Genomic DNA, 24,248 nt, shown 5'->3' on the forward strand with positions numbered 1-24,248 from the left:
GCCATGAGCCCGAAGACCGGAGAAATGTTGCACTTGCGCGGGAATGCCCTGAACAAGGGTGAGCCTGTGGCCCTGCCGTTGACCCAAAGCAGCATGTACCATCTGCCCGGCGCGCCGGATGGGCATGCCAGCTATGGCCGGGTCGATAACCCGACCTGGGTGCATCTGGAACACGTTCTGTCGCATCTCGAAGATGCACCCTGCCTCAGCTTTCCTTCGGGCATGGGTGCGATTTCGGCGGCCTTGTTTGCGACGGTCCAAGCCGGGTCGCGGCTGCTGATCCCGTCCGACGGGTATTATGTGACGCGCCTTTTGGCTGATCGGTTCCTGTCAAATCTGGGCGTCTCGGTTATCGAACGCCCAACCACCAACTTTGCCGAAGGTGGCTTTGATGAATTCGATGTGGTGTTTCTAGAAAGCCCCTCGAACCCCGGTCTGGACATGCTTGATCTGCCAGTAATCGCCGAGGCCGTGCGCGAGGCCGGCGGCATCACCATCGCCGACAACACAACGATGACCCCATTGGGCCAGCGCCCACTGGACCTTGGCGTCGATGTGGTTGTGAGTTCAGATACCAAAGCGATGGGTGGGCATTCGGACCTGTTGATGGGTCATTTAGCCAGCCGCAATCCGCAAATCATGGAGCGAGTTGAGGAATGGCGCCGCGTCTCCGGTGCGATCCCGGGGCCACATGAAGCGTGGTTGCTACATCGGGGTTTGGAGACTCTGGATGTGCGGTTTGATCGGATGTGTAGCTCAGCACAAATACTGGCTGAACGGCTGGCGGCGCACCCGGCCGTGAAACAGATCCGCTATCCCGGACTGACCGAAGATCCGGCGCACACATTGGCGACGGCTCAAACCACGCGCTTCGGGTTTCTGCTAAGCATCACGCTTGAGACCGAGACCAAAGCCGAACAGTTCATCAACAGCTGCCCACTGCTGCGTCCGGCTACATCCTTCGGCGGCGTCCACAGTTCGGCCGAGCGGCGCGCCCGTTGGGGGGATGCTGTCGATCCTGCGTTCATCCGCCTGTCCGTGGGGTGCGAACCGGTGGACGAGTTGTGGCAGGCCATCGAGGCCAGTTTAGACGCGATATGACTATTTCTTAGGGTCGCGCAGTTCGGGAAACACGTAGATCGGCAGCACAATACTGCCGATCAGAGCGCCCAACCATACCAGCAAGGTTGCGGCCAACAGATTTGAGATACCGCCAATGGTCAGACCGGATGTGATCAGATCGGTGACCAGAAGGCCAACAAAGGTCACGATCAAGGCAATTCCGCCCTTCAGCGCCGGTGCCTTCTTTTCCCCCAGCTTCAGGATCAGCGGTTCGGCTATCACCTGGACCAGGGTGAACACGACTACCACCACGATGAAGGAAATCGGTCGGATCGCAAACTCTGACAGCAGCAAACTGGCCAACAACAGCCCGATGGCGTTCCCAGCCAGCAATGCTAGCACCGATTTGAGCCTGCGCGTCATGGGGTGATCTCCGTCAATGATCAATCTGAAACATCTTAATATTAGCAGAGCTTGACAGATTTACGAGACAATTTAGCCGCCTCTTCTTTTTGACCTGTTGAAATCAATTGATAAAATACCTTCATCAAGGCCAAACCCCACATCGACGAGAGGCAAGATGAGCGACGACCCCTATTCCGTACTTGGCGTCGCCAAAGACGCCAGCGATGCCGAGATCAAGAAAGCCTATCGGAAGATCGCCAAAGAATGCCACCCGGACCTCAAGCCGGGCGATGCCGAGGCAGAGGCCAAGTTCAAAGCCGCTGCTGCTGCTTATGACCTGCTGAAAGACCCCGAGACGCGCAAACGCTACGACAATGGCGAAATTGATGCGTCGGGTCAGGAACGTCCGCAGCAGCAGTATTATCGCGACTATGCCGAGGCTGCTGGCAACCCTTATCGCGGTCACGCGGCTGAACAGGACGATATGTCCGACATCTTTGCCGAATTCATGCGCGGGCGGGGTGGATATGGACAGCACACGCAGGAGTTCCATGCACCGGGCCACAACCTGAACTACTCGCTGCAGATCAGCTTTCTTGACGCCGTTTTCGGAGCCAGCCAGAAATTGACCCTGCCAGATGGGAACCGGATTGAAGTGAAGATACCTGCGGGTATCACGACCGGGCAAACCATCCGCCTGCGTGGCAAAGGGGCCCCGGGGTACGGCGATGGGCCTCCCGGCGATGCGCTTGTGACGATCTCGGTTGCGGATCACCCGGTGTTCGACCGTCAGGGCGATGACATCCACATCACGCTGCCCATCACCATTGATGAGGCCGTTCTGGGCGGCAAGGTTCCCGCCCCCACCATCGACGGTGGCGTCAATGTCAGTGTCCCAGCGGGGACCAGCAGCGGCAAAACCCTGCGCCTGCGTGGCAAAGGGGTCAAGAAACGCGGCTCGTCCGAGCGGGGCGATCAGTTCATTGAACTGACCGTCGCAATGCCAGACAAGGTAGACGATGAATTGAAGCACTTCATGGAGACATGGCGCGAAACCCACGGCTATGATCCGCGCAAAGGAATGCCGTCATGAGCCGCACATTGACCGAAGCCGAACTGATCGACGCCATCGCCCGCCTGACTTCGGATCGCCTGACCGAATATCTGGCCGCTGAGATCGTGATCCCCGAGCAATCGGAGCAAGGGCTGCGATATCAGCGTATCGACGTTGCTCGTCTGGAACTGGCATGCGAACTGCATGACCAGTACGACATGGAGGCCGATGCACTGTCGATGATGATCTCTCTGATCGACCAGATGCATGGGCTGCGCGCCGAACTGCGCGAGGTTTTGAACGCGGTCGAGGCGCAACCGGAACCGGTTCGCCAACAACTGATCGAAGTGATCGGAACAGCGCGATTCCGTCGCAGTTAACGGGGTTTTGGGAGCCGGGATTTTAGCGTAGAAGGCGCCCTTGATCCTTAGCCCGGTATCCCCATGACCCAGTCCAGATCCGAATTGCTGATGCCTGCGGGCAATCTGCGTAAGTTGAAACTCGCCATCCTCTATGGCGCGGATGCGGTCTATTTGGGCACACCGGATATGTCGCTGCGGACAAAGTCCGAGTTCTCGCTGCAAGAGGTGATAGAGGGAGTCGAGTTTTGCCACAACCATGGCCGGCGCGCGTACCTGACGCTGAACCTGTTCTCGCACAATAAGGACATTCCGAAGCTGGACGAATACATCGACACTGTCCGCACGGTGAAACCTGACGGGCTGATCATCGCCGACCCCGGAGTGTTCCAATACGTCCGCGAACGCGCGCCGGAACTGCCCCTGCATATCTCGACGCAAGCCAATATCTGTTCGTGGTTGTCGGTGAAGTTCTGGCAGGATCAGGGGGCCGAGCTTGTGGTTCTGGCCCGCGAAGTCTCATACCCCGAATTGGTCGAGATTCGCGAGAAATGCCCCGATATCAAGCTTGAGGCGTTTGTGCACGGGGCCATGTGCATGACCTATTCGGGCCGCTGCCTACTGTCGAACTTCATGGCCGAACGCGGGGCCAATCAGGGCAACTGCGCCAATTCCTGCCGCTGGAACTATGGTCTGAAACTGCGTCTGAAAGACGGAACGCATCAGGAGCTGCGCATTACCGATGAAAACGCCGACCTATTCGAATTCCTGCTGGAAGAAGGCTGTCGCCCCGGTGATTTGATGCCCATCGAAGAGGATGATCGGGGATCCTACATCCTCAATTCCCGCGACCTGTGCATCATGCCCAAGCTGGATGAATACTTGAAGATCGGTGTCGATAGTCTGAAAGTCGAAGGGCGCGGCAAATCGGAATACTATGCCGCCATCGTCGCGCGCGCCTATCGTATGGCCATCGACGACTATCACGCCGACCCCGAGAACTGGGACCCGAAGCCCTATATGCGTGAACTCGAAACAGTCGGGAACCGCGGCTACACGCTGGCTTTCCACGAAGGCCGCCTGACCAATTATGCACATGATTACGAACACACAGCCTCGATCGCGCAGTGGGAATATGCCGGGATCGTCACCGAGGTGACCGAGGATGCCTTTCTGGTCGAGGTAAAAAACAAACTGGAACCGGGGGATGTATTGGATTTCGTCTCGCCGATCTCGCGCGAGACGGTTCTGCTGCGGGTCTATGACTTTGAACGCGCTCATGATGGGGCGCGGCTGGACGTTGTGCATGGCAGTACCAAAACCATCATCCGCCTTCCCTTTACCCTGTTCGATCACGAGGATATCGACGATCTGCGCACCCGTTTCCCGATCTACTCCGTCCTGCGCAAAGAACGTGCCCTGACCGACGAACATTGGAGCCGCATCCGCTTTGACAAGCTGGTGCAGGGGCTGGAAACCTCAGGTCGCGACAACCCTAAGGCCTATACCCGCCGTCGTCGTGAGCTGGTCGAGAAAATCGGCGAAGACGGCAATGAGCGCCGCTTCAAAACCAATCGTATCGGAACCGAGGGATGTTGCGGCAAAGGCTGCAACGGCTGTTTGATCTTCTGGCAGGATGAGAAATACGCGCTCGCCCGCGAGGTCCTATCCAAACGCAAACAGGGTGAGCAGCTGAGCCGTCAGGAAGCGACTGAGCTGAAGCTGCCTGACCCGGCGGCCTGAAGATCACTCTGCGACACGATACTCTTCGGGTACGTAAAACGTATAGTCCCGGTCCGCGACGGCCTCGTGGCAGACATGGCAGTAATCGACCTCTGACGCGCGAAAGCCCATCGTATCACCGAACAGCGAACCGTCCGGCATCACCATGATATAACGCCAGTCGGCTGTTTCCGGGTTGGTGCCTTCTGGCAGTTTCTCCATCACGAACAGGGCACCGGGATGGATATTGCCCTCATCTGTGACAGTCATACTGTCTTTGGCCAGGACCGAGCCTGCAGGCAGCTCTTCGCCTTCTTGCAATGTGCCGTAATTGTGGGCCATGCGGTTCGCATAGCTGTTGACGTAACGCTGTCCATGCGTGGCCGAGATGTAGGGCGCATCGTTGAACAAAGGCCAGTTCTGATAGTTTCGGATCAAGTCCATCTGTGCCGCCGCATAACCCCGCGACATGCGTCGTATCAATGACTGATAGTGTTTCTGCGCTTGCTCCTTGGTCAGATCGGCTGGGTTTTCAATCGCCAAATGCGCATCCTGATCTTTGGTCTGAGCAGATGCCGCGTGGAGAACAAATCCCGAGATCGCCAGAACAGCCGCGATACCCAAGACTTGCCGGTGACTTACAATCATATTGTGGCCTCCCTGACTGATCAGTTCGCCTAAATGCCGCTTTGCTTCAGAAAAATGGTAGCGGCCTTAATTGGTGTTACCAGCACCGCCCCGGCAATCTCACCACCTTGTGTCTGTCGGTGAGTTCCCCATCCAGAGCGGGTCTGCGCCGAAGATACCAAATTTTGAACTAGGAAACAGCACTCAATTCATTAAGTTTTTCGCGTGAAGCCACGGCGCATGCCCTTAGCGGTTTAGCCCGGCTTCAGCCTCGATCTGCTTTCGCGATTTCCGGGCCCGTTCGGTGGCCGATTTTAACTGGCCACAGGCCGCCATGATATCCTCACCCCGCGTTTTGCGGATGGGTGAGGCATAGCCCGCCTGGTAGATGATGTTCGCAAAGGCGCGGATACGATTGTTCGAGCTGCGCTTGTAGGGCGCGCCCGGCCATTCGTTGAACGGGATCAGGTTGATCTTGGCCGGGATTTTATGGCGCTTGATATGTGCGATCAGGCGATGTGCGTCTTCGTCGCTGTCGTTCACGCCATCCAGCATCACGTATTCGAACGTGATCCGTTCAGAATTCGAGGCGTTGGGATAGCTGGCCAACGCCTGCAGCAGTTCCTCGATATTCCAGCGCTTGTTGATCGGAACAAGTACGTCGCGAGTTTCATCAGTGGTAGCGTGGAACGAGATCGCCAACAGGCATCCAATTTCTTCAGCCGTGCGCGCGATCTCGGGTACCACACCCGAGGTCGAAAGCGTGATGCGGCGACGGGACAGAGAAATCCCCTCGGGGTCCATCGCGATCTTCATTGCGTCACGGACGTTTTCAAAGTTGTAAAGCGGCTCGCCCATACCCATCAGCACGATATTTGACAGCAGGCGTGTTTCATCTTTGGGCGCACCCGGTGTTGGCCATTCCTCAAGATCGTCACGCGCCATCATGACCTGCCCGACAATTTCGGCCGCTGTCAGGTTGCGCACCAATTTCTGCGTGCCCGTGTGGCAGAAGGAACAAGTCAGCGTACAGCCCACCTGAGATGAGATGCATAGAGTTCCGCGATCATCTTCAGGGATATAGACAACCTCAACCTCATGCCCGCCCGCGATGCGGCACAGATATTTGCGGGTGCCGTCCTCTGAGACCTGACGGGTCACGACTTCGGGGATTTCGATCACGAACTGCTCGGCCAGTTGCGTGCGATAGGCCTTGGCCAGATTGGTCATCTCACCAAAATCACGCACACCCCATTGGTAGATCCATTGCCAAATCTGCCCCGTGCGCATCTTCGCCTGCTTTTCGGGCGTGCCGTGTTCAATTAGCGCCTCACGCAATTGATCGCGGGTCAAACCGACAAGGTTCATCTTCCCCCCGGGCAGTTTGCGGGGGATGGTCATGACGTCTTGAGTGATCGGCGCTTTGGGCGACATTGGCGTATCTCGGTGGATTCTGGCTTGGGATGCGCCTCTATATAGGAACACACGTAAAGATCAAAAGAATTCGTGCTTCAATTTGCGTAACGCAACAATTCGTCAACCCGCGCCCGGCCAAGGTCAACCCGACAGGCTGTGATGGCGATCCCCGTACCCGATCCTCCGCCGAACGAAGCACCTACCGCTTCGCACTGCGCATCGCGATAGGCCACCCACGCGTTTTGCGAGGCCTCCAGCGCAGGCACAGCGACGACCCGTCCGGTGACCTCGTCCAGTTCTTGTGCGGAGCCAAGCGCCAGCGAATAGCTGGAGTCTATCGCAGCGTTTACCCGCAACTCCATATCCGAAACACAAGATCCAATTTCCACCTGCGAACCGGCGTCAATACACTCCATAGTTGGATCCGCACTTGCGGATATCGGAAACATCAAAAAAACAAACGCCCATCGCATCCATCAATCCTCCAGACAGAGATATCTGTCTATCACAGATCAAGATGCGCGCCCAATCAAGATGGGCCACTAAAGCAGAAACTTAAGCGGCCCATTGTTGTTAGTTTACTGCGGGCGGGATGTAGCAATCTTCTGCATCCAGGGTCTTTACGGGATCTTCCGGACCACATTGCTCACCCGTTATCGGATAGGTTTCCGATCCTTTCTCACAACCTGCAAGGATCACCGCAGACGCCATCAAGAGCACTGCCAGGTTTTTGCTTAAGTTCATTGCCGACTCCTCAACAAATTCTGAACTAATTAGTTCAGAAAACGGGGACGCAGGCTTTGACACGGATCAAGAAACACCGCTCTACGTGGCGTAAATTTCTGAAAACACACAGGATCGGACCAAACAAATAAAACCCCGCCGGAAAGCGGGGTTTCGGAATTTGATCTGCTTGTGGCTTAGTTCGTGCAGCGCGTTTCCGCGTCTTCAATCGCGGCCGTAAAGCCCAGCAACGAGAAAGTGTCCTTGGTCTGCGTACCACGTTCCGAACGGGCGGTCAGCACCGCCTCACTTCCGCGCTTCATCGCTGTGACGATCTTGGCATCGTCCGAGGCGGTCGCAGGCCATGCCCACTCACCATCGGTGAACAGCTCGAACTCGCTGCCATCGACAACCAGATTGACAGTAGAACCAGACGCAAACGGATAGCCGCCGGTAAAGGTCACCTGCCCTTGAACCTCGGCATTCGGGCGATAGAACACAAACAGCAGGATATCGCTGCGCCGAACGGAAACGACCCGGCCACCGCGTGTGTTCACGGTCTCTTTCGGGGCAGATACGCTCCAGCATTCGGTTGGATCGTCCTCGACAAACACGCTCCAGTCCGTTTTTGCAGCGACGCGATTGGTACTGGTCGCCTGCTGCGCAATTGCCGTTGTCGCCATTCCTGCCATGCACAGGCCCGCGATCACGCGGACGAGCTTTAATCCCATCGGTTCAGCCTCCTAGCCCGACCTATTACCTCATACCCATCGGAAATACGTGCGAACTCTGCCGGTTCGTCTGATCAGTTGCGTATTCCGATGATTGTCGACATACACACACTAACGCAGGTTTCGCCACAGGCGAAAGGGCGATTGGCAGATTTTTGCGCATGATTGATGGGGTGGACATGACACAAGCCGTACCAATGACAGAACTCTGGCGCGGGTCACTGTTGGAAAGCCTGCATATGGGCCATGCAGTGATCTGTGACGATAGTGGTCAGATCGTGCGCAGCTGGGGTGATCCAAACGCGGTGATCTATCCCCGTTCCTCGGCCAAAATGATCCAGGCCCTGCCGCTGATTACCTCGGGTGCGGCTGCAAAATACGGTTTGAACAGCGAGCATCTGGCTCTGGCTTGTGCCTCGCACAATGGTGCACAAATCCATACGGATCGTGTTTCCGCCTGGCTGGATCACCTCGGTCTGTCCGAGCCTGACTTGCGCTGTGGCCCGCAGGAACCGCAGGACATGGCGGCCCGCGACGGGCTGATTCTGGCTGACGATACGCCTTGCCAGATTCACAATAATTGCTCAGGCAAGCATTGCGGTTTCCTGACTTTGACGCAGCATATGGGGGCCGGGCCGGAATACTTGGAAATCGACCATCCAGTTCAGCAGGCCTGCCTGTCCGCCATCGAGGAAACCACTGGCGAGACCAGCCCAACCTATGGGATCGATGGTTGCTCCGCCCCAAATTTTGCGACGTCTCTGGTGGGACTTGCGCGATCGATGGCTTGGTTTGCCTCTGCCGCAGACCGTTCGGACCGCTCCAGCGAAGCAGCGGTACAGCTCACAGAAGCAATGGTGAAACATCCCGAACTTGTCGCAGGTGAAACTCGCGCTTGTACCGAGTTGATGCGAGCGATGAACGGGCGCGTTGCAATCAAGACAGGGGCCGAGGCCGTCTTTGTTGCCATCATCCCGGAAAAGCGCATGGGCGTTGCGCTAAAAATCACTGACGGCACTACCCGCGCCAGCGAATGCGCCATCGCCGCGATTCTAGTGCATTTAGATGTGCTAGAGGCCGATCACCCGGCCACTCGCAAATTCATGAACGCCACGCAATACAGCCGTCGTGGGCTGGAATGCGGCGCTATCAAACCTGCACCGGGCTTCCCCGGCTGAGGATTACATCTCGATCTCGTGGACCTCGGCCACCTCGACCGAACCCGAGCCGTTCACAACCATCGGGCAACCCTTGGCCATCTCGGTTGCGGCGTCAATGCTATCAGCCTTGACCACCGTGAAACCCGAGGCCGGGTTTGCACCACCATTGTCTTCGATCCCACCACTGCTGACCGTGTAGGACTGGCCTACAGGATTTCCCGGAATCTCTAATGAGCCGCCGATTTCCTGAAACCAAGCGCCCCAAGCGGCCATGGTCGCCTCGATCTCGGCGGGATCGGTTGGGGTGTGACCCCCGTGATAAACAAACAAATATTGGGGCATATCGCTCCTCCCTGATGAAAACCTATTTGCAAAGTGCTTCGAGTTTGCGCAGCGACGATGTCCAGCCTTCGTTGTGGTTCGTGGCCGACTCGGCATCGACAAGTTCACGGTGATCAACCACCAGCCGTGATCCGCTGTTGGTCGCGGTAACCGAAAAGGTCACATGGCTTTCCGCACCGCGCTGGTCCTGATCGTCATGCCAAGCCCACGTAAATCCAACAGATTTTGGTCGATCGATATGGGTAACGTGACCCGAGACTTTGAACTGCTGACCCTCGCCATTCTGCATAACCGAATACCAGGGACCAATGCGCGAAAAGTCGAGATCATGTTCCGGTACATGCAACCCTTCGGGCCCCCACCACTGCAGAAGTTTCGCACCATCGCTGACCCATGCGAACAGGACCTCGGGACTAACGGGAAAATCTCGTGCCAGTTTCAGGTCGGACATGAATTTTCCCTTTCAATAAGCTCTTCCAAACGGTCGAGGCTGCTTTCCCAGAAATGTCGTTTCGAAATCGTCCATTCGGCTATCGCGCGCAGCCCCTCGGGTTGCACCGAATACATCCGTTGCGTGCCGTGTACCCGCTGCTGCACCAACCCGGCCTCGCGCAAAACCTTCAAATGGCGCGAGATCGCGGCCCCTGACATGCCCTTGCCTTCTATCAAATTACCGACGGGCAGTTCGCCTTCGTCCATCAGTTGCTCGACAATCGAGAACCGAGTGGCATCAGACAAAGCGGAGAATGTGACCAGAAGCGTATTCATGGCTTTATTTAACACAATAGTTAAATTAAAGGAAGCCCCTTAGAGGCCTTGAAATTCTGACCTGCCATAACCCTGCAGATACAACAACGCTGTCAGATCGCCGTGATTTATGCGGACATCACATTCGGCAGCGACCGAAGGCTTGGCGTGCAACGCGACACCCGTCCCCGCCCGACCCAACATTCCCAGATCATTCGCTCCATCGCCAACGGCAATCACGTCAACCTCGGAGATACCTAGGCGTGTTGTGATCTGCTCCAATGCCTCTATTTTGGCCTGTCGCCCAAGAATGGGCCGCTTCACGTCGCCGGTAAGCTTGCCATCCTCAGCCAGCAATGTATTCGCCCGGTTCTCATCAAACCCAAGCTCTTCGGCGACCTTAGCCGTAAAAGCCGTGAACCCACCCGAGACCAGCGCTGCATAGACCCCATTCGCGCGCATCGTGGCAAGTAACGCCTTGCCGCCGGGCATCAGCGTGATCCGTTCATTCAGAACCTTGCCGATCACGCTTTCATCCAGCCCTTTCAATAAGCCCACACGCTCAGTCAGTGCACCTTCGAAATCCAGCTCGCCGTTCATTGCACGCGCGGTGATATCCTTGACCCGATCACCGACACCAGCCTCATCAGCCAGTTCATCGATGCATTCCTGTTGGATCATGGTGCTGTCCATATCGGCCAGCAGCATCTTTTTCCGGCGACCGTCAGCTTTTTGCACGACCAGGTCCACGCCCATCTCTTGCAACTCGCCCCAAACGTCCCAGCGATTGTCGGGAATTTCTGGCAGGGAAAACTCGGCCGCCTCATCGAGGCTCAGCCAGTTCGCATCACCCCCGCCCCATGCATTCCGCAACGACTCAACCAGCGTCGCCTCTAAAGAAGGGGCCGCAGGGTTGGTCAGCAGAGTAGCTACATACATGTCAGGCCTCCGATTAGCGCACCTGCGGGATATCGCAGGTGCAGCATTTTCACCAGAGGCAGATTGATCTAACCGAGAATACCAGGCAGGCGCAGCCCATGTTCGCGAGCGCAGTCTTTCGCGATCTCATACCCCGCATCTGCGTGACGCCAGACGCCTGAGGCAGGGTCGTTCCACAGAACGCGCTCCAATCGCCGCGCGGCATCATCGGTCCCATCGGCGCAGATCACAACACCCGCGTGCTGACTAAAGCCCATGCCCACGCCGCCGCCATGATGCAGCGAGACCCAGGTCGCACCGCTGGCCGTATTGATCAGAGCGTTCAACAGCGGCCAATCCGACACTGCATCCGAGCCGTCCAGCATCGCCTCGGTCTCGCGGTTCGGGCTGGCGACCGAGCCCGAGTCCAGATGGTCTCGGCCAATGACAACAGGCGCTTTCAACTCGCCATTGGCAACCATTTCGTTGAAGGCCAACCCCGCGCGGTGGCGATCTCCAAGGCCGATCCAGCATATACGTGCGGGCAGACCCTGAAACGCAATGCGTTCCTGCGCCATATCCAGCCAACGATGCAGATGCTCGTTCTCAGGGAACAGCTCCTTCATCTTGGCGTCGGTCTTGTAGATATCCTCGGGGTCACCCGACAATGCACACCAGCGGAACGGGCCGATGCCCTTGCAGAACAGCGGCCGGATATAGGCGGGCACAAAGCCGGGGAAGGCAAAGGCATTCTCCAAGCCTTCATCCTGCGCCACCTGACGGATGTTGTTGCCGTAATCCAGCGTCGGAACGCCCGCGTTCCAGAAATCGACCATTGCAGCGACATGCTGTTTCATCGAGGCACGGGCGGCCTTTTCAACCGCTTTAGGATCAGTTTCGCGCTTGTCCTTCCACTGCGCCATGCTCCAGCCAATCGGCAGATACCCATTGATCGGGTCATGGGCGCTGGTTTGGTCAGTGACGATATCGGGGCGCATGCCACCGGCCTGCATCCGCGCATAAATTTCGGGGAACACCTCAGCCGCATTGCCTAGCAGACCCACAGATTTTGCCTCGCCCGCCTTGGTCCAGCGGTCGATCATCTCAAGCGCTTCGTCGAGAGTCTCGGCTTTTTCGTCCAGATACTTGGTGCGCAGGCGGAAATCGATAGAATCCGGATTGCACTCGACCGCCAAACAACTGGCCCCGGCGAACACTGCCGCCAGAGGCTGTGCGCCACCCATGCCGCCCAGACCGCCGGTCAGAATCCACTTGCCAGTCAAGTCGCCGCCATAGTGCTGACGGCCAGCCTCGGCAAAGGTTTCGTAGGTGCCCTGTACGATGCCCTGCGTACCGATATAGATCCACGAACCGGCCGTCATCTGGCCGTACATCATCAGCCCCTTCTTATCGAGCTCGTTGAAGTGATCCCAATTGGCCCAATGAGGCACGATGTTTGAGTTGGCGATCAGAACCCGAGGCGTATCCTTATGGGTGCGGATGATCGCCACCGGTTTGCCCGACTGGACGATCAGGGTTTCATCCTCTTCCAGATCTTTCAGCCCTGCGACGATCCGGTCGAAATCGTTCCATGTCCGCGCCGCGCGACCGATGCCGCCATAAACCACCAGCTCGTGCGGGTTTTCGGCCACATCCGGATGCAGGTTATTCATCATCATCCGCAACGGCGCTTCGGTCACCCAGCTTTTTGCGTTCAGTTCGGGGCCGGTGGGCGGATAGATATCGCGGGTATTCTTGCGAGGATCGGTCATGTCAAAGCTCCAATGCAGTGTCTTGGATGGCGTCGAGAATATCCACCAACCAGCGACGCAGGCGCTTGGCTTTCGCCTCGTCAAACGCCCACGGAGGGGTTTCGGCGGACAGATAGGTAGATTGCGCCAGCTCCATCTGGATCGCGTGTTGGCCTTCATCAGGACGGCCGTAGTGGCGGGTCGTCCAACCCCCTCGGAATCGCCCGTTCAGGACGGTGCTGTAAGGGGAGGAATGCGAAAATTCATAGGCCGCGGCCTCAATGCCGGGGCCACAGGTCGCGCCACCATCGGTGCCGATGTTCATATCCGGCAGGGTGCCTTCAAAGAGGAACGGAATCTTGCTGCGGATCGAGTGGCAGTCAAACAAGATCGCAACGCCGTGTATTGCCCGCACCCTTTCAAGCTCTTGCTCAAGCGCGTTGTGGTAGGGCGCGTGGTAGGCGGTTCGACGTACCTCGATCTCATCGACTGAGGGCTCCTGCCCCTCGGCCCAGATCGGCTGACCGTCAAAATCGGTCAACGGCACCAGAGTTGTTGTGTTCTGCCCAGGATACAATGATACACCCGCAGGGTCTCGATTAGCGTCAATGACATAGCGGTGGATATGGGATTGCACGACCGTCGCGTTGGCAACGAGCCCATCGTAGAGCTGATTGATATGCCAATCCGTATCCGCCAGCGCCTGCCCATTCGCATTCAGTCGCGCAGCAATGTCGTCGGGCACATACGTGCCGCCATGCGGCTGTCCCAGCACGATGGGCCCATCGCCACGCTGAACACTGAAAACCTGCATCACGACAGCTCCGGCATGGGCATTGCAGCTGCCTGCAGAATAGTTCCGCTTTCGACTAGGGACTTCGCGGTTTCCAATTCGGGCGCCAGATAGCGATCATCGCCTAGCGACGGGATATCGTTGCGCAAACGCCCAACCACGCTGGTCAGCGCTTTGCTGGTCGCAAGAGGTGCGCGGAATTCGATGCCTTGCGCGGCGCAGAGCAGTTCGATCCCCAGAATATAGTTCAAATTATCAACCATCCGGCCTAAACGCCGCGCCCCGTGCGCCGCCATCGAGACGTGGTCTTCCTGATTGGCCGATGTAGGTGTGCTGTCGGTCACACATGGGTTGGCCAGATGTTTGTTCTCGCTCATCAACGCAGCCGTCGTGACCTCGGCGATCATCAGACCCGAGTTCAGCCCCGGCTCGGGCGTCAGGAAGGGCGGCAGATCAAAGCTAAGCGCCGGGTCGACCATTAATGCGATCCGACGCTGTGCGATCGCCCCGATCTCTGACAGGGCCAAAGCAATCATATCGGCGGCAAAGCCTACCGGTTCGGCGTGGAAGTTCCCGCCCGAGACAATGGCATCCGGATCGGTCAGAACCAGCGGATTGTCGGTGGCGGCGTTGGCCTCAACCACAAGCGTTGCGGCGGCCTGCCGGATCACATCCATCGCAGCACCCGTGACCTGCGGCTGGCATCGGATGCAGTATGGGTCCTGCACCCGCGTATCCTCATCGCGATGGCTTTCGCGGATTTCCGAGCCATCCAGCGTGGCCCGCATTGCCGCCGCTGCCTCGATCTGGCCGCGATGGCCACGCAGCGCGTGAATTTCGGGCTGCAAGGGGGCGGTAGAACCCATGATCGCATCCGTCGATGCCGCCGAAATTACCAACGCGTTTTGTGCCGAACGCCATCCTTCGAACAGACCGGCCAGCGCATACGCGGTTGAAAACTGTGTGCCGTTGATGAACGCCAGACCTTCCTTGGGTCCGAGCTGTATCGGCTCTAACCCGGCTGTCCTCAAAGCATCAGCACCCGGCATGACGGTGCCGTTTACTTCGGCCTCGCCTTCACCGATCACAACCGCGGTCATATGGGCCAAGGGCGCCAGATCACCAGATGCACCAACCGAACCCTGCCCCGGGATCACCGGTGTCACACCGCGCGCCAGCATCTGCTGCAGCAATTCGACAAGCTCCCAACGGACACCTGACGCGCCGCGCCCGAAGGACAGCAGCTTGAGCGACATCATCAGCCGCGCCAGACGACGCGGCACAGCCGGACCCACCCCGCAACAATGGCTGAGGATCAGGTTGCGCTGCAGGGTTGAGGTATCTTTGGCCGCAATCTTGTGACTCGCCAGTTTGCCAAAGCCGGTGTTGACGCCATAGACGGGCTCGGTCCCTTCGGCAGCCTGCGCAATGCGTGCAGCAGCGACCTCAACCTTGGGTCGGCAGGCGGCGTCCAGCAAAATGGCGGCTTCGGTCCAGTAGATCTGAGCAAGCTGATCCAGCGAAACCTGACCAGGGACAAGCAACAGAGGTGTCATTCCAGACCTCCAAAAATACGTTTATGCAGAGGGTTGAAACCGATGCGATAGGACAGTTCTGCAGGGTGAGTGGCATCCCAGACGGCCAGATCAGCGCGCAATCCGGGCGCGATCACGCCGGTATCATCCAGACCCAAAGCACGGGCCGCGACGCGGGTAACACCTGCCAATGCTTCCTCAGGCGTCATGCGAAACAACGTGCACCCCATGTTCATTGTTAGCAGCAGAGAAGTCAGGGGTGAGGATCCCGGATTGCAATCGGTCGCCAGTGCTATGGGAACATTCTTCTGGCGCAACAATTCAATCGGCGGAGCTTGCGTTTCATGCAGCGTATAAAACGCGCCGGGCAGCAGGACCGCGACCGTTCCGGCCCCAGCCATGGCGGTAACGCCGTCGGCGTCCAGATATTCGATATGATCAGCGGATAGCGCTCCGTAAGCTGCTGCCAGCTTAGCCCCACCTAGATTTGAAAGTTGTTCAGCATGCAGCTTCACCGGTAGGCCAAGCTCTTGCGCGACAACAAAAACCCGTTCGATCTGTGTGGGATCAAATGCAATGCCTTCGCAGAACCCATCCACCGCGTCCACCAGCCCTTCGGCATGAGCCGCGCGCAGTGTCGGAATGCAGACCTCGTCAATATAGGCGTCATCCCGACCCGCATATTCTGGCGGAACGGCATGTGCGCCAAGAAAACTGGTGTTGACCCGAATAGGGCGCTCCCGCGCAATACGGCGCGCCGCGCGCAATATACGCAGTTCGGTATCGGTATCGAGCCCATAACCCGACTTCACCTCGATGCAGGACACACCTTCGGCCAGCAATGCGTCCACGCGCGAAAGCGCGCCTGCAAGCAGCTCTTGTTCTGTTGCTGCCCGCGTGCCGTTTACGGTCGACAGGATGCCTCCACCCGCGCGAGCAATTTCTTCGTAGGTCGCGCCCTTCAGGCGCATTTCGAACTCAACCGCGCGGTTGCCGCCAAACACAACATGAGTATGAGCATCAATCAGAGCGGGCGTGATCAAGCGATCACCATAGTCGTTCTGCGGCCACTCGGCATATGACGGCGGCATTGCAGACCGAGCGCCAACCCAAACGATTTCCGACCCATCGATGGCAATCGCACCATCCTCGATCATCCCATAGGGTTGGTCGCCCCCCATGGTGGCTACATGTTTGCTACGAAGAACAGTTTTTTTCGTCATGGCGATTCTTTTGGGCTCCCCCTGCGCTTGTTTTTTTCGTATATGGCTAAAAATATAAAGTCTATACAAAATGGAATTACGATGACGGTTCATGCCAAAACGGCCCTGTTAGGCTCTGAGTGGGTGCACAACCTACGAATCGAAATCGAGGACGGTCGGATCGCTGCGCTGAAATCAGGGACCGAGCCAAAACCCGAAGACACTCGGGTCGACGTGTTGCTGCCCGCTTTGGCGAACCTGCACAGCCATGCCTTTCAACGCGCCATGGCGGGCATGACCGAAACGCGCGTAGCAGGGCGCGAAAGCTTCTGGACCTGGCGTACTTTGATGTACCGATTTCTGGACCGCCTCACTCCTGCACAGATCGAGTCCATTGCTGCATTGGTCTATATGGAGATGCAGGAAGCCGGGTATGCTGCGGTCGGGGAATTCCACTACGTCCACCACCAACCCGGCGGCGCGCCCTATGCGCAGTTGTCTGAGCTGAGTCAGCGCATCTTCTCGGCAGTCAGCCAAACCGGGATTGGATTGACACATCTACCGGTGCTCTACACCTATGGCGGCGTCGCGCAAGAGCCTCTGACCGGTGGACAATTGCGGTTCGGCAATGATGTGGAAAGGTTCCTGCAGCTTGTCGAGGACTGTAAGCCGCTGATGCCTTATGCAGACAGCCAGATCGGCATCGCGCCGCACTCTCTGCGTGCGACCTCGCCTGATGATCTACGGCAAGTGCTGAACGCTACCCCGCGAGGCCCGGTGCACATCCACATCTCTGAACAAGAGAAGGAGGTCACGGATGTAGAAGCCGCTCTGGGTCAGCGACCGGTAGATTGGCTGCTGAGCAACGTGGATGTGAACGAACGATGGTGCCTGATCCATGCCACTCATATGACAGACGATGAAACCCGCGCTCTTGCCCGATCCGGGGCTGTGGCCGGTCTGTGCCCGATCACAGAGGCCAATCTGGGGGATGGTATTTTCAATGGTGCCGTCTACATCGAGCAGGGCGGTGCCTTTGGTGTCGGTTCAGACTCGAATGTGCGCATTTCACTGCCCGAGGAATTGCGTACGCTGGAGTATTCTCAACGTCTGCGCGACAAGGCCCGCACTGTGCTGGTACGTGGCGAAGGCTCGGTCGGTCAAACGCTGTATACCGGAGCCGCCCGCGGTGGCGCACAGGCGCTGGGGCGCGACGCCGGAGAGATCGCAATAGGTCATCTGGCCGATCTGGTTGCGATCGATCGAAGTCACCCCACCCTGTGTACTTTGCGCGACGATCAATTGATTGACGGCCTGAGCTTTGCCGCGCCTGACGGAACAGTGACCGACCTTTGGTCTGCCGGGCGACATCAGGTGCGCGGCGGGCGGCATATCGCCCGCGATGCGATCCTGAACAATTATCGTGCTGCGATGAATGACCTTTTGGAAGACATCTGATCTGATATGACCCAAACCAGCGACACAACCAGCTACAAAGACATTAAGCAAACCGTCCTGCGCCGCATCCGCTCGGGCGATTTGCAGCCCGACGCTCTGCTTCCCAATGAGCAAGAATTAGCGGTCGAGTTTTCGTGCACCCGCACCACAGTCAACAGAGCACTGCGGGAACTGGCGGATGAAGGGTTTCTTGAACGGCGCCGAAAGGCAGGCACCCGGGTCCTTAGCGCACCGCAGCGACAGGCGCGCTTCACAATTCCACTGGTCCGAGATGAAATCGAAGCGGCGGGCGGAACCTATCGCTACGCTCTTGTGTCATGTGAAACGCAAATCACCCCAGACTGGCTGGCGGCCCGGTTGGCCCTACGTGCTGATCAAAGTGTGATGCACGTGCGATGCATGCATTTCTCCGGCAATTCACCGTTTCAGTTCGAAGACCGCTGGATCGTGATAGACAGCGTACCTCAGGTCACGCAGGCAGATTTCTCTAGCGTCGGACCTAATGACTGGCTGGTGCAAACTGTCCCGTTCACCAATGTCGAGTTGACCTTTCTGGCCAGCCGCGCCGATACCACTTTGGCCGGTTTTCTGGACGTTCCCGAGGGTGAACCCGTTTTTACTGCCGAGCGTATCACATGGCTGCAGGGTCAGCCGGTAACGTTTGCCAAGATGTATTTTGCGGCCGGATATCGGATGACGACCGAGTTCTGATTGTCCGGGCTTTACGCTTCCCCAATTCCACGACAGATTTGCTGCAGAATGTGCGCGTCTGCTGGAAAGGATATCGGGATGGGCAACCCGCTTTATGATCGTTTGCTGGGCATCCATGCAGGCAAGGATACGCCATTTTTGCACCTTCCGGATGGTCAGACTTTGACCCATGCCGCGTTTCTGGACACGGCGGCCCGTCTGGCGAACGCCCTGACTGGTCTTGAGCTGGAACCGGGTGATCGCGTGGCTGTGCAGGTAGAGAAGTCCGCCGAAGCACTGGCGCTTTATGCTGCCTGCGCGCAAGCCGGGCTGATCTTTCTTCCGCTGAACACTGGCTATACGACGCTAGAGCTGAGCTATTTCATAGAAAACAGCGGCGCTTCACTAGTGGTGTGCGATGAGGCAAACGAGGCAGGGCTTGCCGAGATCGTGCAAAAGAACAATGCCCGGCTTGAAACGCTAAACGCCGACGGTTCAGGCAGCCTGATGCGGCGTGCACTTGGGATGCTTCCGGCCTTTCAGCCGGCCCACCGATCCGAAGATGATCTGGCTGCGTTTCTATATACTTCAGGCACGACGGGGCGTTCGAAAGGGGCAATGCTGACGCAGGCGAATCTGCTGTCGAACGCGGAGACCCTTGTGCAGGAATGGCGATTCACAGATGATGACGTGCTGTTGCACGCGCTGCCGATCTTTCACACGCATGGACTGTTTGTTGCGACAAATGTCGTACTCGCATCGGGCGGGTCGATGATATTTCTGCCGAAGTTCGACCTGGAAGATATGTTACGCCTGATGCCACAGGCAACGGCGATGATGGGGGTGCCGACGTTTTACACCCGCCTGCTAAGCGACGACCGCTTCGCCCAAGATCTGACTCAGGATATGCGGCTGTTCATCTCAGGTTCAGCGCCTTTGCTGGCAGATACCCACGTTCAATTTGAAGACCGTACAAGTCATCGCATTCTGGAACGCTATGGCATGACCGAGACGAACATGAACACTTCTAACCCCTATGACGGCGAACGCCGTGCGGGAACGGTCGGATTTCCCCTGCCGGATGTTGAACTGAAGGTCACAGACCCCAAAACAGGTCAAACCCTAGCAGATGGTGAGATCGGCATCATCGAGGTGCGCGGTCCCAATGTGTTTCAGGGCTACTGGCAAATGCCCGACAAAACCGCCGCAGAACTGCGTGAAGACGGGTTCTTCATCACTGGCGATCTGGGTCGAATCGACGAGGACGGCTATGTCCATATCGTCGGGCGCGAGAAAGACCTGATCATCTCGGGCGGGTATAATATCTACCCCAAAGAGATCGAGCTGCTGCTAGACGAACAACCCGGCGTGCTGGAAAGCGCGGTAATTGGCGTCCCGCATCCGGATTTCGGAGAAACCCCGATTGGCATTCTGGTCCCTGCCCCCGGTCACACGCCAGACATCGAGGCCATCATGGGTGCGGTCCGGGACGCGCTCGCCCGGTTCAAACATCCCCGCCAGTTGATCTTGCTGGACGAGCTCCCCCGCAACACAATGGGCAAGGTGCAAAAGAACATCCTGCGTGACCGCTGCAAAGACCTTTTCACCAAGACCTGATATTCAAGGCAAAAGCGCAACGCGACCCTTGTCCGTCAACAACCAGCAATCCTGTCCTTCGAACACCGCAACGCCAACCGGGCGGCCATACCCTGCGCCGCTATCCAGGTTGATGCGATTGCCGTAATGCGTTGATTGATCCACCGGCGTATGCCCATGGACGATCAGTTTCGGATGCGGACCTCGGTGGTTGTGAAAGGTTTGCCTGATCCAGACCAGATCATTTTCCCGTTGTTCGCTCAGGGGAATACCGGGCCGAATGCCCGCATGGACAAAAGCAATCTCGCGCGTTTGATGCATGGCGATGAGCCCTTGTAGAAATATCCGATGCGCATCGGGAACCGCACCCCGCGCTGTTGCATGCAGATCCTCGAGCCGTGTCTGCTGATCGAAGAACACGCCATAGCTTTGTAGTGTTTCGACACCACCCAACCGCTCGTGCAGCCAATGATACCCGACCAACATATGCGGGTCGTGACGTGGGACATCTTCGAGGAACCATGAAAACATCCGGTCATGGTTGCCCAGCAGAGTGATCCACCGCTTGCCCGCATCGCGACCAGCGATCAGCCTATCCAGAACGCCCCGGCTGTCGGGGCCCCGATCAACGTAATCGCCCAGATACACGATCTCGGCATCGGGGCCGCCATCGCGTTCGATCAGCGCCAAGGAGCGCTCGAACTCATCCACGCGGCCGTGCAAATCTCCAATTGCGTAGATCGGATTGGTCATCAGCTTCCCCTCGGGCAATGGTGATTGCCGCACTTCTGGCGCAAAATCAGCACTTTGAAAAGGCGATGCCCACGCTTTGGACAAGCGCGGGCATCAATCTGTCACAGAAGTTCAACAGCGACCGTCAGGCCACGTCAAACTCCAACGGTTTGATCTGAGTAAACAGACCTGTCTCGGCGAGTTTGGCGCGCGCCTCGGCTGGTACCGGTTCATCAACATAAAGCAACGCAATCGCCTCACCGCCGGCTTCGGATCGTCCAAGAGTAAAGTTCGCGATGTTCACATCGTTCTCGCCCATGGTCTGTCCTAAAGCACCAATGATGCCCGGCACGTCTTCGTTAGTCGTATAGAGCATATGCGCCCCGATCTCGGCATCGATATTGATGCCCTTGATCTGAATAAACCGCGGCTTGCCGTCGCTGAACACCGTGCCACCGATTGAGCGTTCACGCTTTTCAGTCACCACAGTGACCTTGATATAGCCTTCGAATGCACCCGATTTGTCCTGATTGGTGGTCGAGATCTGTATACCACGCTCTCGCGCGACAACCGGGGCCGAGACCATGTTCACCTCGGGATTGAATTTCTTCATGATTCCGGCAACGACCGAACAATTCAACGCAGCCAGGTTCATGTTCGCAGCGACACCGTCATAGAGGATGTTGATTGCCTTGATCGGCTCATCCGTCATCTGACCAATGAAGCTGCCCAGATGCCCGGCCAGCTTGATCCACGGCCCCATGACCTTGGCCTCCTCTGCCGTCACACTGGGCATGTTCAGTGCGTTCTCGACCGCTCCGGTCAGCAGGTAATTCGAGATCTGCTCGGCCACTTGCAGCGCCACGTTCTCCTGCGCCTCAGTCGTGGCCGCACCCAAGTGCGGTGTGCAAACCACATTGGGTAGGTTGAACAGGGCGTTCTCCTTGGCCGGTTCCTCACTGAACACGTCAAAGGCCGCACCGGCGACATGACCCGATTGCAACGCCTCGGCCAGCGCGTCCTCGTCGACCAGACCGCCACGGGCGCAGTTGACAATGCGCACGCCTTTCTTGGTCTTGGCCAGATTCTCACGGCTGAGGATATTGCGCGTCTGATCGGTCAGCGGTACGTGCAGAGTGATAAAGTCAGCGCGGGCCAGAAGCTCGTCCAGTTCGACCTTTTCCACACCCATCTGCGCGGCTTTCTCTTCGCCAAGGTAGGGATCATAGGCGACGACCTTCATCTTCAGACCCAAAGCACGCTCGCATACGATGCCACCAATGTTGCCCGCGCCGATCACGCCCAGGGTCTTGTTGGTCAGCTCAATCCCCATGAACTTGGACTTTTCCCACTTACCCGCATGGGTCGAGGTGCTGGCTTCGGGGATCTGCCGCGCCACGGCAAACATCATCGCGATGGCATGCTCGGCGGTGGTGATCATATTGCCGAACGGTGTGTTCATCACGATCACGCCTTTTTTCGAGGCCGCATCCTTGTCGATATTGTCGGTGCCGATCCCGGCACGACCAATGACTTTTAACTTGTCTGCCTTCTCCAGAATGGTTGGCGTGACTTTGGTGGCAGAACGGATGGCGAGGCCGTCATACTGACCGATCACCTCGGCCAGCTTGTCTTTGTCCTTTCCCAGATCGGGCATGAAATCCACGTCGATGCCACGGTCGCGGAAGATTTGAACGGCGGTTTCGCTCAGCTTGTCAGAGACGAGTACTTTGGGAGCCATATTTTTGGTCCTTGAACATTGTGGAAGGTCCGGGCCGGATGCGGCCCGGTAGAAAAGGTCAGGCAGCTTCGGTTTGCGCTGCAATCTCGGCTTCAAAAGCCCATGCAAGCCAGGGCAGCATCGCCTCGATATCTGATGTCTCAACCGTGCCGCCGCACCAGATGCGCAGACCCGCAGGGGCGTCGCGATAGGCACCGATATCAAGCGCAATGTTTTCGGCCTCAAGCCGTTTGGCGACGGCTTTGGCAAAAACGGCACCATCTTGAATGCGCGTATCGGTGAACTTCAGACAAACCGACGTATTTGATTGAGTTGTCGAGTCTTCAGCCAGATTGGCGATCCAGTCATTTTGGTCGCAGAACGCATGAACCGCGCCAGCATTGGCATTCGCACGAGCAATCAGCCCCTGCAAGCCTCCGACTGAACGCGCCCAATCCAACGCGAAAAGGTAATCCTCAACCGCGAGCATTGAGGGTGTGTTGATCGTCGCGCCGGTGAATATCCCATCAATCAGCTTGCCACCTTTGGTCAGGCGGAAGATCTTCGGCAATGGCCATGACGGGGTGTAACTCTCCAAGCGCTCGACCGCGCGCGGAGACAGGATCAGCATCCCATGAGCCGCCTCTCCGCCTAGAACCTTCTGCCAGCTGAACGTTGTCACATCCAACTTGCCCCATGGCAAGTCCATCGCGAACGCAGCGGATGTCGCGTCACAGATCGTCAGACCCTGACGATCATCAGCAATCCAGTCGCCATCTGGGACCCGCACACCCGAAGTCGTTCCGTTCCATGTGAACACCACATCGTTGGCGAAATCGACGGACGCGAGATCAACGATCTGCCCGTACTCGGCGGTTTTCACTTCAGCGTCGATTTTCAGTTGCTTGACCACATCAGTCACCCAACCCGCGCCAAAGCTTTCCCAGGCCAGCATTTCAACTTTGCGCTCACCCAGCAAAGACCAAAGCGCCATCTCAACCGCACCGGTGTCCGAGGCTGGTACAATGCCGATGCGATAATCCGCTGGAATACCTAGAATCTCTCGCGTGCCTTCAATGGCCGCCTTCAGCTTGTCCTTGCCGACCGCAGCCCGATGCGAGCGGCCCAAGGCGGCATCCGCCAGTTTGGTCAGATCAAATGTGGGGGGTTTGGCACAGGGGCCCGAGGAAAAACGCGGGTTGGCCGGCCGCGTCGCCGGTTGTTCGATAGTCATGTGTATTACCCTTCCAGATACACGCCCCTCGTTGGGGAGGGGTGTCCCACGCACAGAGGTATGGGTCGTTTGCACCTGCAGCAAGCGTAAAAGACACTTCATCAGCGGAAAACGACACTGGAAATAGGCTCAGATCGGAACACAGGTTTCCGATGGGCGAAAACCCCCGCCAGTTGGCGGGGGTTTATTGATTGAGGTTTATTCAGCTGCGTCCATGTATTCGGTCATTGGCGGGCATGTGCAGATGAGGTTTCTGTCGCCGTATGCGTTG

Annotated in this window: 25 protein-coding genes; 8 read left to right on the forward strand and 17 right to left on the reverse strand. The window is 57.5% G+C overall.

From position 1 onward, the window contains the following. The first annotated feature begins 3 nt into the window (after positions 1–3). Positions 4–1,101 (forward strand): cystathionine gamma-lyase, encoded by a 1,098-nt coding sequence (locus tag ACR0NM_RS18995; RefSeq protein ID WP_480616191.1) that lies wholly within the window; start codon positions 4–6, stop codon positions 1,099–1,101. Here ACR0NM_RS18995 and ACR0NM_RS19000 read toward each other — a convergent pair whose 3' ends face one another. Further along, complete coding sequence (locus tag ACR0NM_RS19000) at positions 1,102–1,485, reverse strand: hypothetical protein (RefSeq protein WP_170399056.1); 384 nt, start codon at positions 1,483–1,485, stop codon at positions 1,102–1,104. It lies immediately after the preceding gene. A gap of 157 nt (positions 1,486–1,642) precedes the next feature. On the opposite strand from ACR0NM_RS19000, the gene ACR0NM_RS19005 reads away from it, so the two are divergent. The 3 genes from ACR0NM_RS19005 to ACR0NM_RS19015 all read left to right on the forward strand — a co-directional run bounded on the left by ACR0NM_RS19005 (position 1,643) and on the right by ACR0NM_RS19015 (position 4,623). Continuing rightward, complete coding sequence (locus ACR0NM_RS19005; RefSeq protein WP_480616193.1) at positions 1,643–2,560, forward strand: DnaJ C-terminal domain-containing protein; 918 nt, start codon at positions 1,643–1,645, stop codon at positions 2,558–2,560. Further along, positions 2,557–2,901, forward strand: a complete 345-nt coding sequence (locus tag ACR0NM_RS19010) for a hypothetical protein (protein ID WP_170406831.1) — start codon at positions 2,557–2,559, stop codon at positions 2,899–2,901. The genes ACR0NM_RS19005 and ACR0NM_RS19010 overlap by 4 nt, the downstream gene beginning before the upstream one ends. Positions 2,902–2,964: 63 nt before the next feature. Next, complete coding sequence (locus tag ACR0NM_RS19015; RefSeq protein ID WP_480616195.1) at positions 2,965–4,623, forward strand: U32 family peptidase; 1,659 nt, start codon at positions 2,965–2,967, stop codon at positions 4,621–4,623. Positions 4,624–4,626: 3 nt separating this feature from the next. Here ACR0NM_RS19015 and ACR0NM_RS19020 read toward each other — a convergent pair whose 3' ends face one another. The 5 genes from ACR0NM_RS19020 to ACR0NM_RS19040 form a co-directional block, all read right to left on the reverse strand. After that, positions 4,627–5,250 (reverse strand): cytochrome P460 family protein, encoded by a 624-nt coding sequence (locus tag ACR0NM_RS19020; protein WP_170425939.1) that lies wholly within the window; start codon positions 5,248–5,250, stop codon positions 4,627–4,629. 225 nt (positions 5,251–5,475) lie between these two features. Further along, the gene (rlmN, locus tag ACR0NM_RS19025) at positions 5,476–6,663 is read right to left on the reverse strand and encodes a dual-specificity RNA methyltransferase RlmN (RefSeq protein WP_480616197.1); all 1,188 of its coding nucleotides are present in this window, start codon (positions 6,661–6,663) and stop codon (positions 5,476–5,478) included. A 77-nt stretch (positions 6,664–6,740) separates the two neighbouring features. Beyond that, positions 6,741–7,061, reverse strand: a complete 321-nt coding sequence (locus ACR0NM_RS19030; RefSeq protein WP_480438911.1) for a lysozyme inhibitor LprI family protein — start codon at positions 7,059–7,061, stop codon at positions 6,741–6,743. 157 nt (positions 7,062–7,218) lie between these two features. Continuing rightward, positions 7,219–7,389: a hypothetical protein gene (locus ACR0NM_RS19035; RefSeq protein WP_170399076.1), complete on the reverse strand. Its 171-nt coding sequence runs from the start codon at positions 7,387–7,389 to the stop codon at positions 7,219–7,221. Between the two features lie 176 nt (positions 7,390–7,565). Then, the gene (locus ACR0NM_RS19040; RefSeq protein ID WP_480616199.1) at positions 7,566–8,099 is read right to left on the reverse strand and encodes an invasion associated locus B family protein; all 534 of its coding nucleotides are present in this window, start codon (positions 8,097–8,099) and stop codon (positions 7,566–7,568) included. Positions 8,100–8,278: 179 nt separating this feature from the next. Between ACR0NM_RS19040 and ACR0NM_RS19045 the strand changes: the two genes are divergently transcribed. Continuing rightward, positions 8,279–9,277 (forward strand): asparaginase, encoded by a 999-nt coding sequence (locus ACR0NM_RS19045; protein WP_170636412.1) that lies wholly within the window; start codon positions 8,279–8,281, stop codon positions 9,275–9,277. Positions 9,278–9,280: 3 nt separating this feature from the next. Here the strand turns inward: ACR0NM_RS19045 and ACR0NM_RS19050 are convergent, their stop codons facing one another. The 8 genes from ACR0NM_RS19050 to hutI all read right to left on the reverse strand — a co-directional run bounded on the left by ACR0NM_RS19050 (position 9,281) and on the right by hutI (position 16,568). Beyond that, a complete protein-coding gene (locus tag ACR0NM_RS19050) occupies positions 9,281–9,601 on the reverse strand; it encodes a YciI family protein (protein ID WP_170399083.1) in 321 nt (106 codons plus the stop codon). A gap of 22 nt (positions 9,602–9,623) precedes the next feature. Beyond that, positions 9,624–10,052: an SRPBCC family protein gene (locus ACR0NM_RS19055; RefSeq protein ID WP_480616201.1), complete on the reverse strand. Its 429-nt coding sequence runs from the start codon at positions 10,050–10,052 to the stop codon at positions 9,624–9,626. Then, positions 10,040–10,369: an ArsR/SmtB family transcription factor gene (locus tag ACR0NM_RS19060; protein WP_480616203.1), complete on the reverse strand. Its 330-nt coding sequence runs from the start codon at positions 10,367–10,369 to the stop codon at positions 10,040–10,042. The genes ACR0NM_RS19055 and ACR0NM_RS19060 overlap by 13 nt, the downstream gene beginning before the upstream one ends. A gap of 39 nt (positions 10,370–10,408) precedes the next feature. Then, positions 10,409–11,287, reverse strand: coding sequence for a phosphoserine phosphatase SerB (serB, locus tag ACR0NM_RS19065; RefSeq protein WP_170399090.1), 879 nt, complete (start codon positions 11,285–11,287; stop codon positions 10,409–10,411). Between the two features lie 68 nt (positions 11,288–11,355). Next, a complete protein-coding gene (hutU, locus tag ACR0NM_RS19070; RefSeq protein ID WP_480616205.1) occupies positions 11,356–13,038 on the reverse strand; it encodes a urocanate hydratase in 1,683 nt (560 codons plus the stop codon). A 1-nt stretch (position 13,039) separates the two neighbouring features. Further along, complete coding sequence (gene hutG / locus ACR0NM_RS19075; protein WP_170646785.1) at positions 13,040–13,831, reverse strand: N-formylglutamate deformylase; 792 nt, start codon at positions 13,829–13,831, stop codon at positions 13,040–13,042. Further along, positions 13,831–15,366 carry a histidine ammonia-lyase gene (gene hutH, locus ACR0NM_RS19080; protein ID WP_480616207.1) on the reverse strand — a complete coding sequence of 512 codons (1,536 nt, stop codon included), beginning with the start codon at positions 15,364–15,366 and terminating at the stop codon, positions 13,831–13,833. Before hutH ends, hutG begins: the two co-directional genes overlap by 1 nt. Next, entirely contained in the window at positions 15,363–16,568 is a 1,206-nt protein-coding gene (gene hutI / locus ACR0NM_RS19085) for an imidazolonepropionase (RefSeq protein WP_480616209.1), read from the reverse strand. Before hutI ends, hutH begins: the two co-directional genes overlap by 4 nt. Positions 16,569–16,649: 81 nt before the next feature. Here hutI and ACR0NM_RS19090 point away from each other — a divergent pair, with 81 nt between their 5' ends. The 3 genes from ACR0NM_RS19090 (at position 16,650) to ACR0NM_RS19100 (ending at position 20,312) form a co-directional block, all read left to right on the forward strand. Beyond that, positions 16,650–18,005, forward strand: a complete 1,356-nt coding sequence (locus tag ACR0NM_RS19090) for a formimidoylglutamate deiminase (protein ID WP_480616211.1) — start codon at positions 16,650–16,652, stop codon at positions 18,003–18,005. 6 nt (positions 18,006–18,011) lie between these two features. Next, on the forward strand, positions 18,012–18,716 hold the full coding sequence (locus ACR0NM_RS19095) for a GntR family transcriptional regulator (protein WP_480616213.1): 705 nt from the start codon (positions 18,012–18,014) through the stop codon (positions 18,714–18,716). 78 nt (positions 18,717–18,794) lie between these two features. Continuing rightward, a complete protein-coding gene (locus ACR0NM_RS19100; protein WP_480616215.1) occupies positions 18,795–20,312 on the forward strand; it encodes a malonate--CoA ligase in 1,518 nt (505 codons plus the stop codon). A 3-nt stretch (positions 20,313–20,315) separates the two neighbouring features. Here the strand turns inward: ACR0NM_RS19100 and ACR0NM_RS19105 are convergent, their stop codons facing one another. The 3 genes from ACR0NM_RS19105 to ACR0NM_RS19115 all read right to left on the reverse strand — a co-directional run bounded on the left by ACR0NM_RS19105 (position 20,316) and on the right by ACR0NM_RS19115 (position 23,977). Further along, positions 20,316–21,044, reverse strand: a complete 729-nt coding sequence (locus tag ACR0NM_RS19105) for a metallophosphoesterase family protein (RefSeq protein WP_170509011.1) — start codon at positions 21,042–21,044, stop codon at positions 20,316–20,318. Positions 21,045–21,168: 124 nt separating this feature from the next. Further along, positions 21,169–22,764, reverse strand: a complete 1,596-nt coding sequence (serA, locus tag ACR0NM_RS19110) for a phosphoglycerate dehydrogenase (RefSeq protein WP_170399107.1) — start codon at positions 22,762–22,764, stop codon at positions 21,169–21,171. A 58-nt stretch (positions 22,765–22,822) separates the two neighbouring features. Continuing rightward, complete coding sequence (locus tag ACR0NM_RS19115) at positions 22,823–23,977, reverse strand: phosphoserine transaminase (protein ID WP_480616217.1); 1,155 nt, start codon at positions 23,975–23,977, stop codon at positions 22,823–22,825. Between the last annotated feature and the right edge of the window lie 271 nt (positions 23,978–24,248).

The organism is Ruegeria sp. AF2, from assembly GCF_056542025.1.

Bases quoted from the DNA above. Each gene is read 5' to 3' on its own strand.
- hutG (WP_170646785.1), bottom strand. From the start codon at position 13,831: ATGCAGGTTTTCAGTGTTCAGCGTGGCGATGGGCCCATCGTGCTGGGA.
- ACR0NM_RS19020 (WP_170425939.1), bottom strand. From the start codon at position 5,250: ATGATTGTAAGTCACCGGCAAGTCTTGGGTATCGCGGCTGTTCTGGCG.
- ACR0NM_RS19055 (WP_480616201.1), bottom strand. From the start codon at position 10,052: ATGTCCGACCTGAAACTGGCACGAGATTTTCCCGTTAGTCCCGAGGTC.
- hutU (WP_480616205.1), bottom strand. From the start codon at position 13,038: ATGACCGATCCTCGCAAGAATACCCGCGATATCTATCCGCCCACCGGC.
- ACR0NM_RS19105 (WP_170509011.1), bottom strand. From the start codon at position 21,044: ATGACCAATCCGATCTACGCAATTGGAGATTTGCACGGCCGCGTGGAT.
- ACR0NM_RS18995 (WP_480616191.1), top strand. From the start codon at position 4: ATGAGCCCGAAGACCGGAGAAATGTTGCACTTGCGCGGGAATGCCCTG.
- ACR0NM_RS19095 (WP_480616213.1), top strand. From the start codon at position 18,012: ATGACCCAAACCAGCGACACAACCAGCTACAAAGACATTAAGCAAACC.
- serB (WP_170399090.1), bottom strand. From the start codon at position 11,287: ATGTATGTAGCTACTCTGCTGACCAACCCTGCGGCCCCTTCTTTAGAG.
- ACR0NM_RS19040 (WP_480616199.1), bottom strand. From the start codon at position 8,099: ATGGGATTAAAGCTCGTCCGCGTGATCGCGGGCCTGTGCATGGCAGGA.
- ACR0NM_RS19035 (WP_170399076.1), bottom strand. From the start codon at position 7,389: ATGAACTTAAGCAAAAACCTGGCAGTGCTCTTGATGGCGTCTGCGGTG.
- ACR0NM_RS19060 (WP_480616203.1), bottom strand. From the start codon at position 10,369: ATGAATACGCTTCTGGTCACATTCTCCGCTTTGTCTGATGCCACTCGG.
- hutI (WP_480616209.1), bottom strand. From the start codon at position 16,568: ATGACGAAAAAAACTGTTCTTCGTAGCAAACATGTAGCCACCATGGGG.
- ACR0NM_RS19045 (WP_170636412.1), top strand. From the start codon at position 8,279: ATGACACAAGCCGTACCAATGACAGAACTCTGGCGCGGGTCACTGTTG.
- ACR0NM_RS19100 (WP_480616215.1), top strand. From the start codon at position 18,795: ATGGGCAACCCGCTTTATGATCGTTTGCTGGGCATCCATGCAGGCAAG.
- ACR0NM_RS19090 (WP_480616211.1), top strand. From the start codon at position 16,650: ATGACGGTTCATGCCAAAACGGCCCTGTTAGGCTCTGAGTGGGTGCAC.
- ACR0NM_RS19015 (WP_480616195.1), top strand. From the start codon at position 2,965: ATGACCCAGTCCAGATCCGAATTGCTGATGCCTGCGGGCAATCTGCGT.
- ACR0NM_RS19115 (WP_480616217.1), bottom strand. From the start codon at position 23,977: ATGACTATCGAACAACCGGCGACGCGGCCGGCCAACCCGCGTTTTTCC.
- serA (WP_170399107.1), bottom strand. From the start codon at position 22,764: ATGGCTCCCAAAGTACTCGTCTCTGACAAGCTGAGCGAAACCGCCGTT.
- ACR0NM_RS19010 (WP_170406831.1), top strand. From the start codon at position 2,557: ATGAGCCGCACATTGACCGAAGCCGAACTGATCGACGCCATCGCCCGC.
- ACR0NM_RS19005 (WP_480616193.1), top strand. From the start codon at position 1,643: ATGAGCGACGACCCCTATTCCGTACTTGGCGTCGCCAAAGACGCCAGC.
- ACR0NM_RS19030 (WP_480438911.1), bottom strand. From the start codon at position 7,061: ATGGAGTGTATTGACGCCGGTTCGCAGGTGGAAATTGGATCTTGTGTT.
- rlmN (WP_480616197.1), bottom strand. From the start codon at position 6,663: ATGTCGCCCAAAGCGCCGATCACTCAAGACGTCATGACCATCCCCCGC.
- ACR0NM_RS19050 (WP_170399083.1), bottom strand. From the start codon at position 9,601: ATGCCCCAATATTTGTTTGTTTATCACGGGGGTCACACCCCAACCGAT.
- hutH (WP_480616207.1), bottom strand. From the start codon at position 15,366: ATGACACCTCTGTTGCTTGTCCCTGGTCAGGTTTCGCTGGATCAGCTT.
- ACR0NM_RS19000 (WP_170399056.1), bottom strand. From the start codon at position 1,485: ATGACGCGCAGGCTCAAATCGGTGCTAGCATTGCTGGCTGGGAACGCC.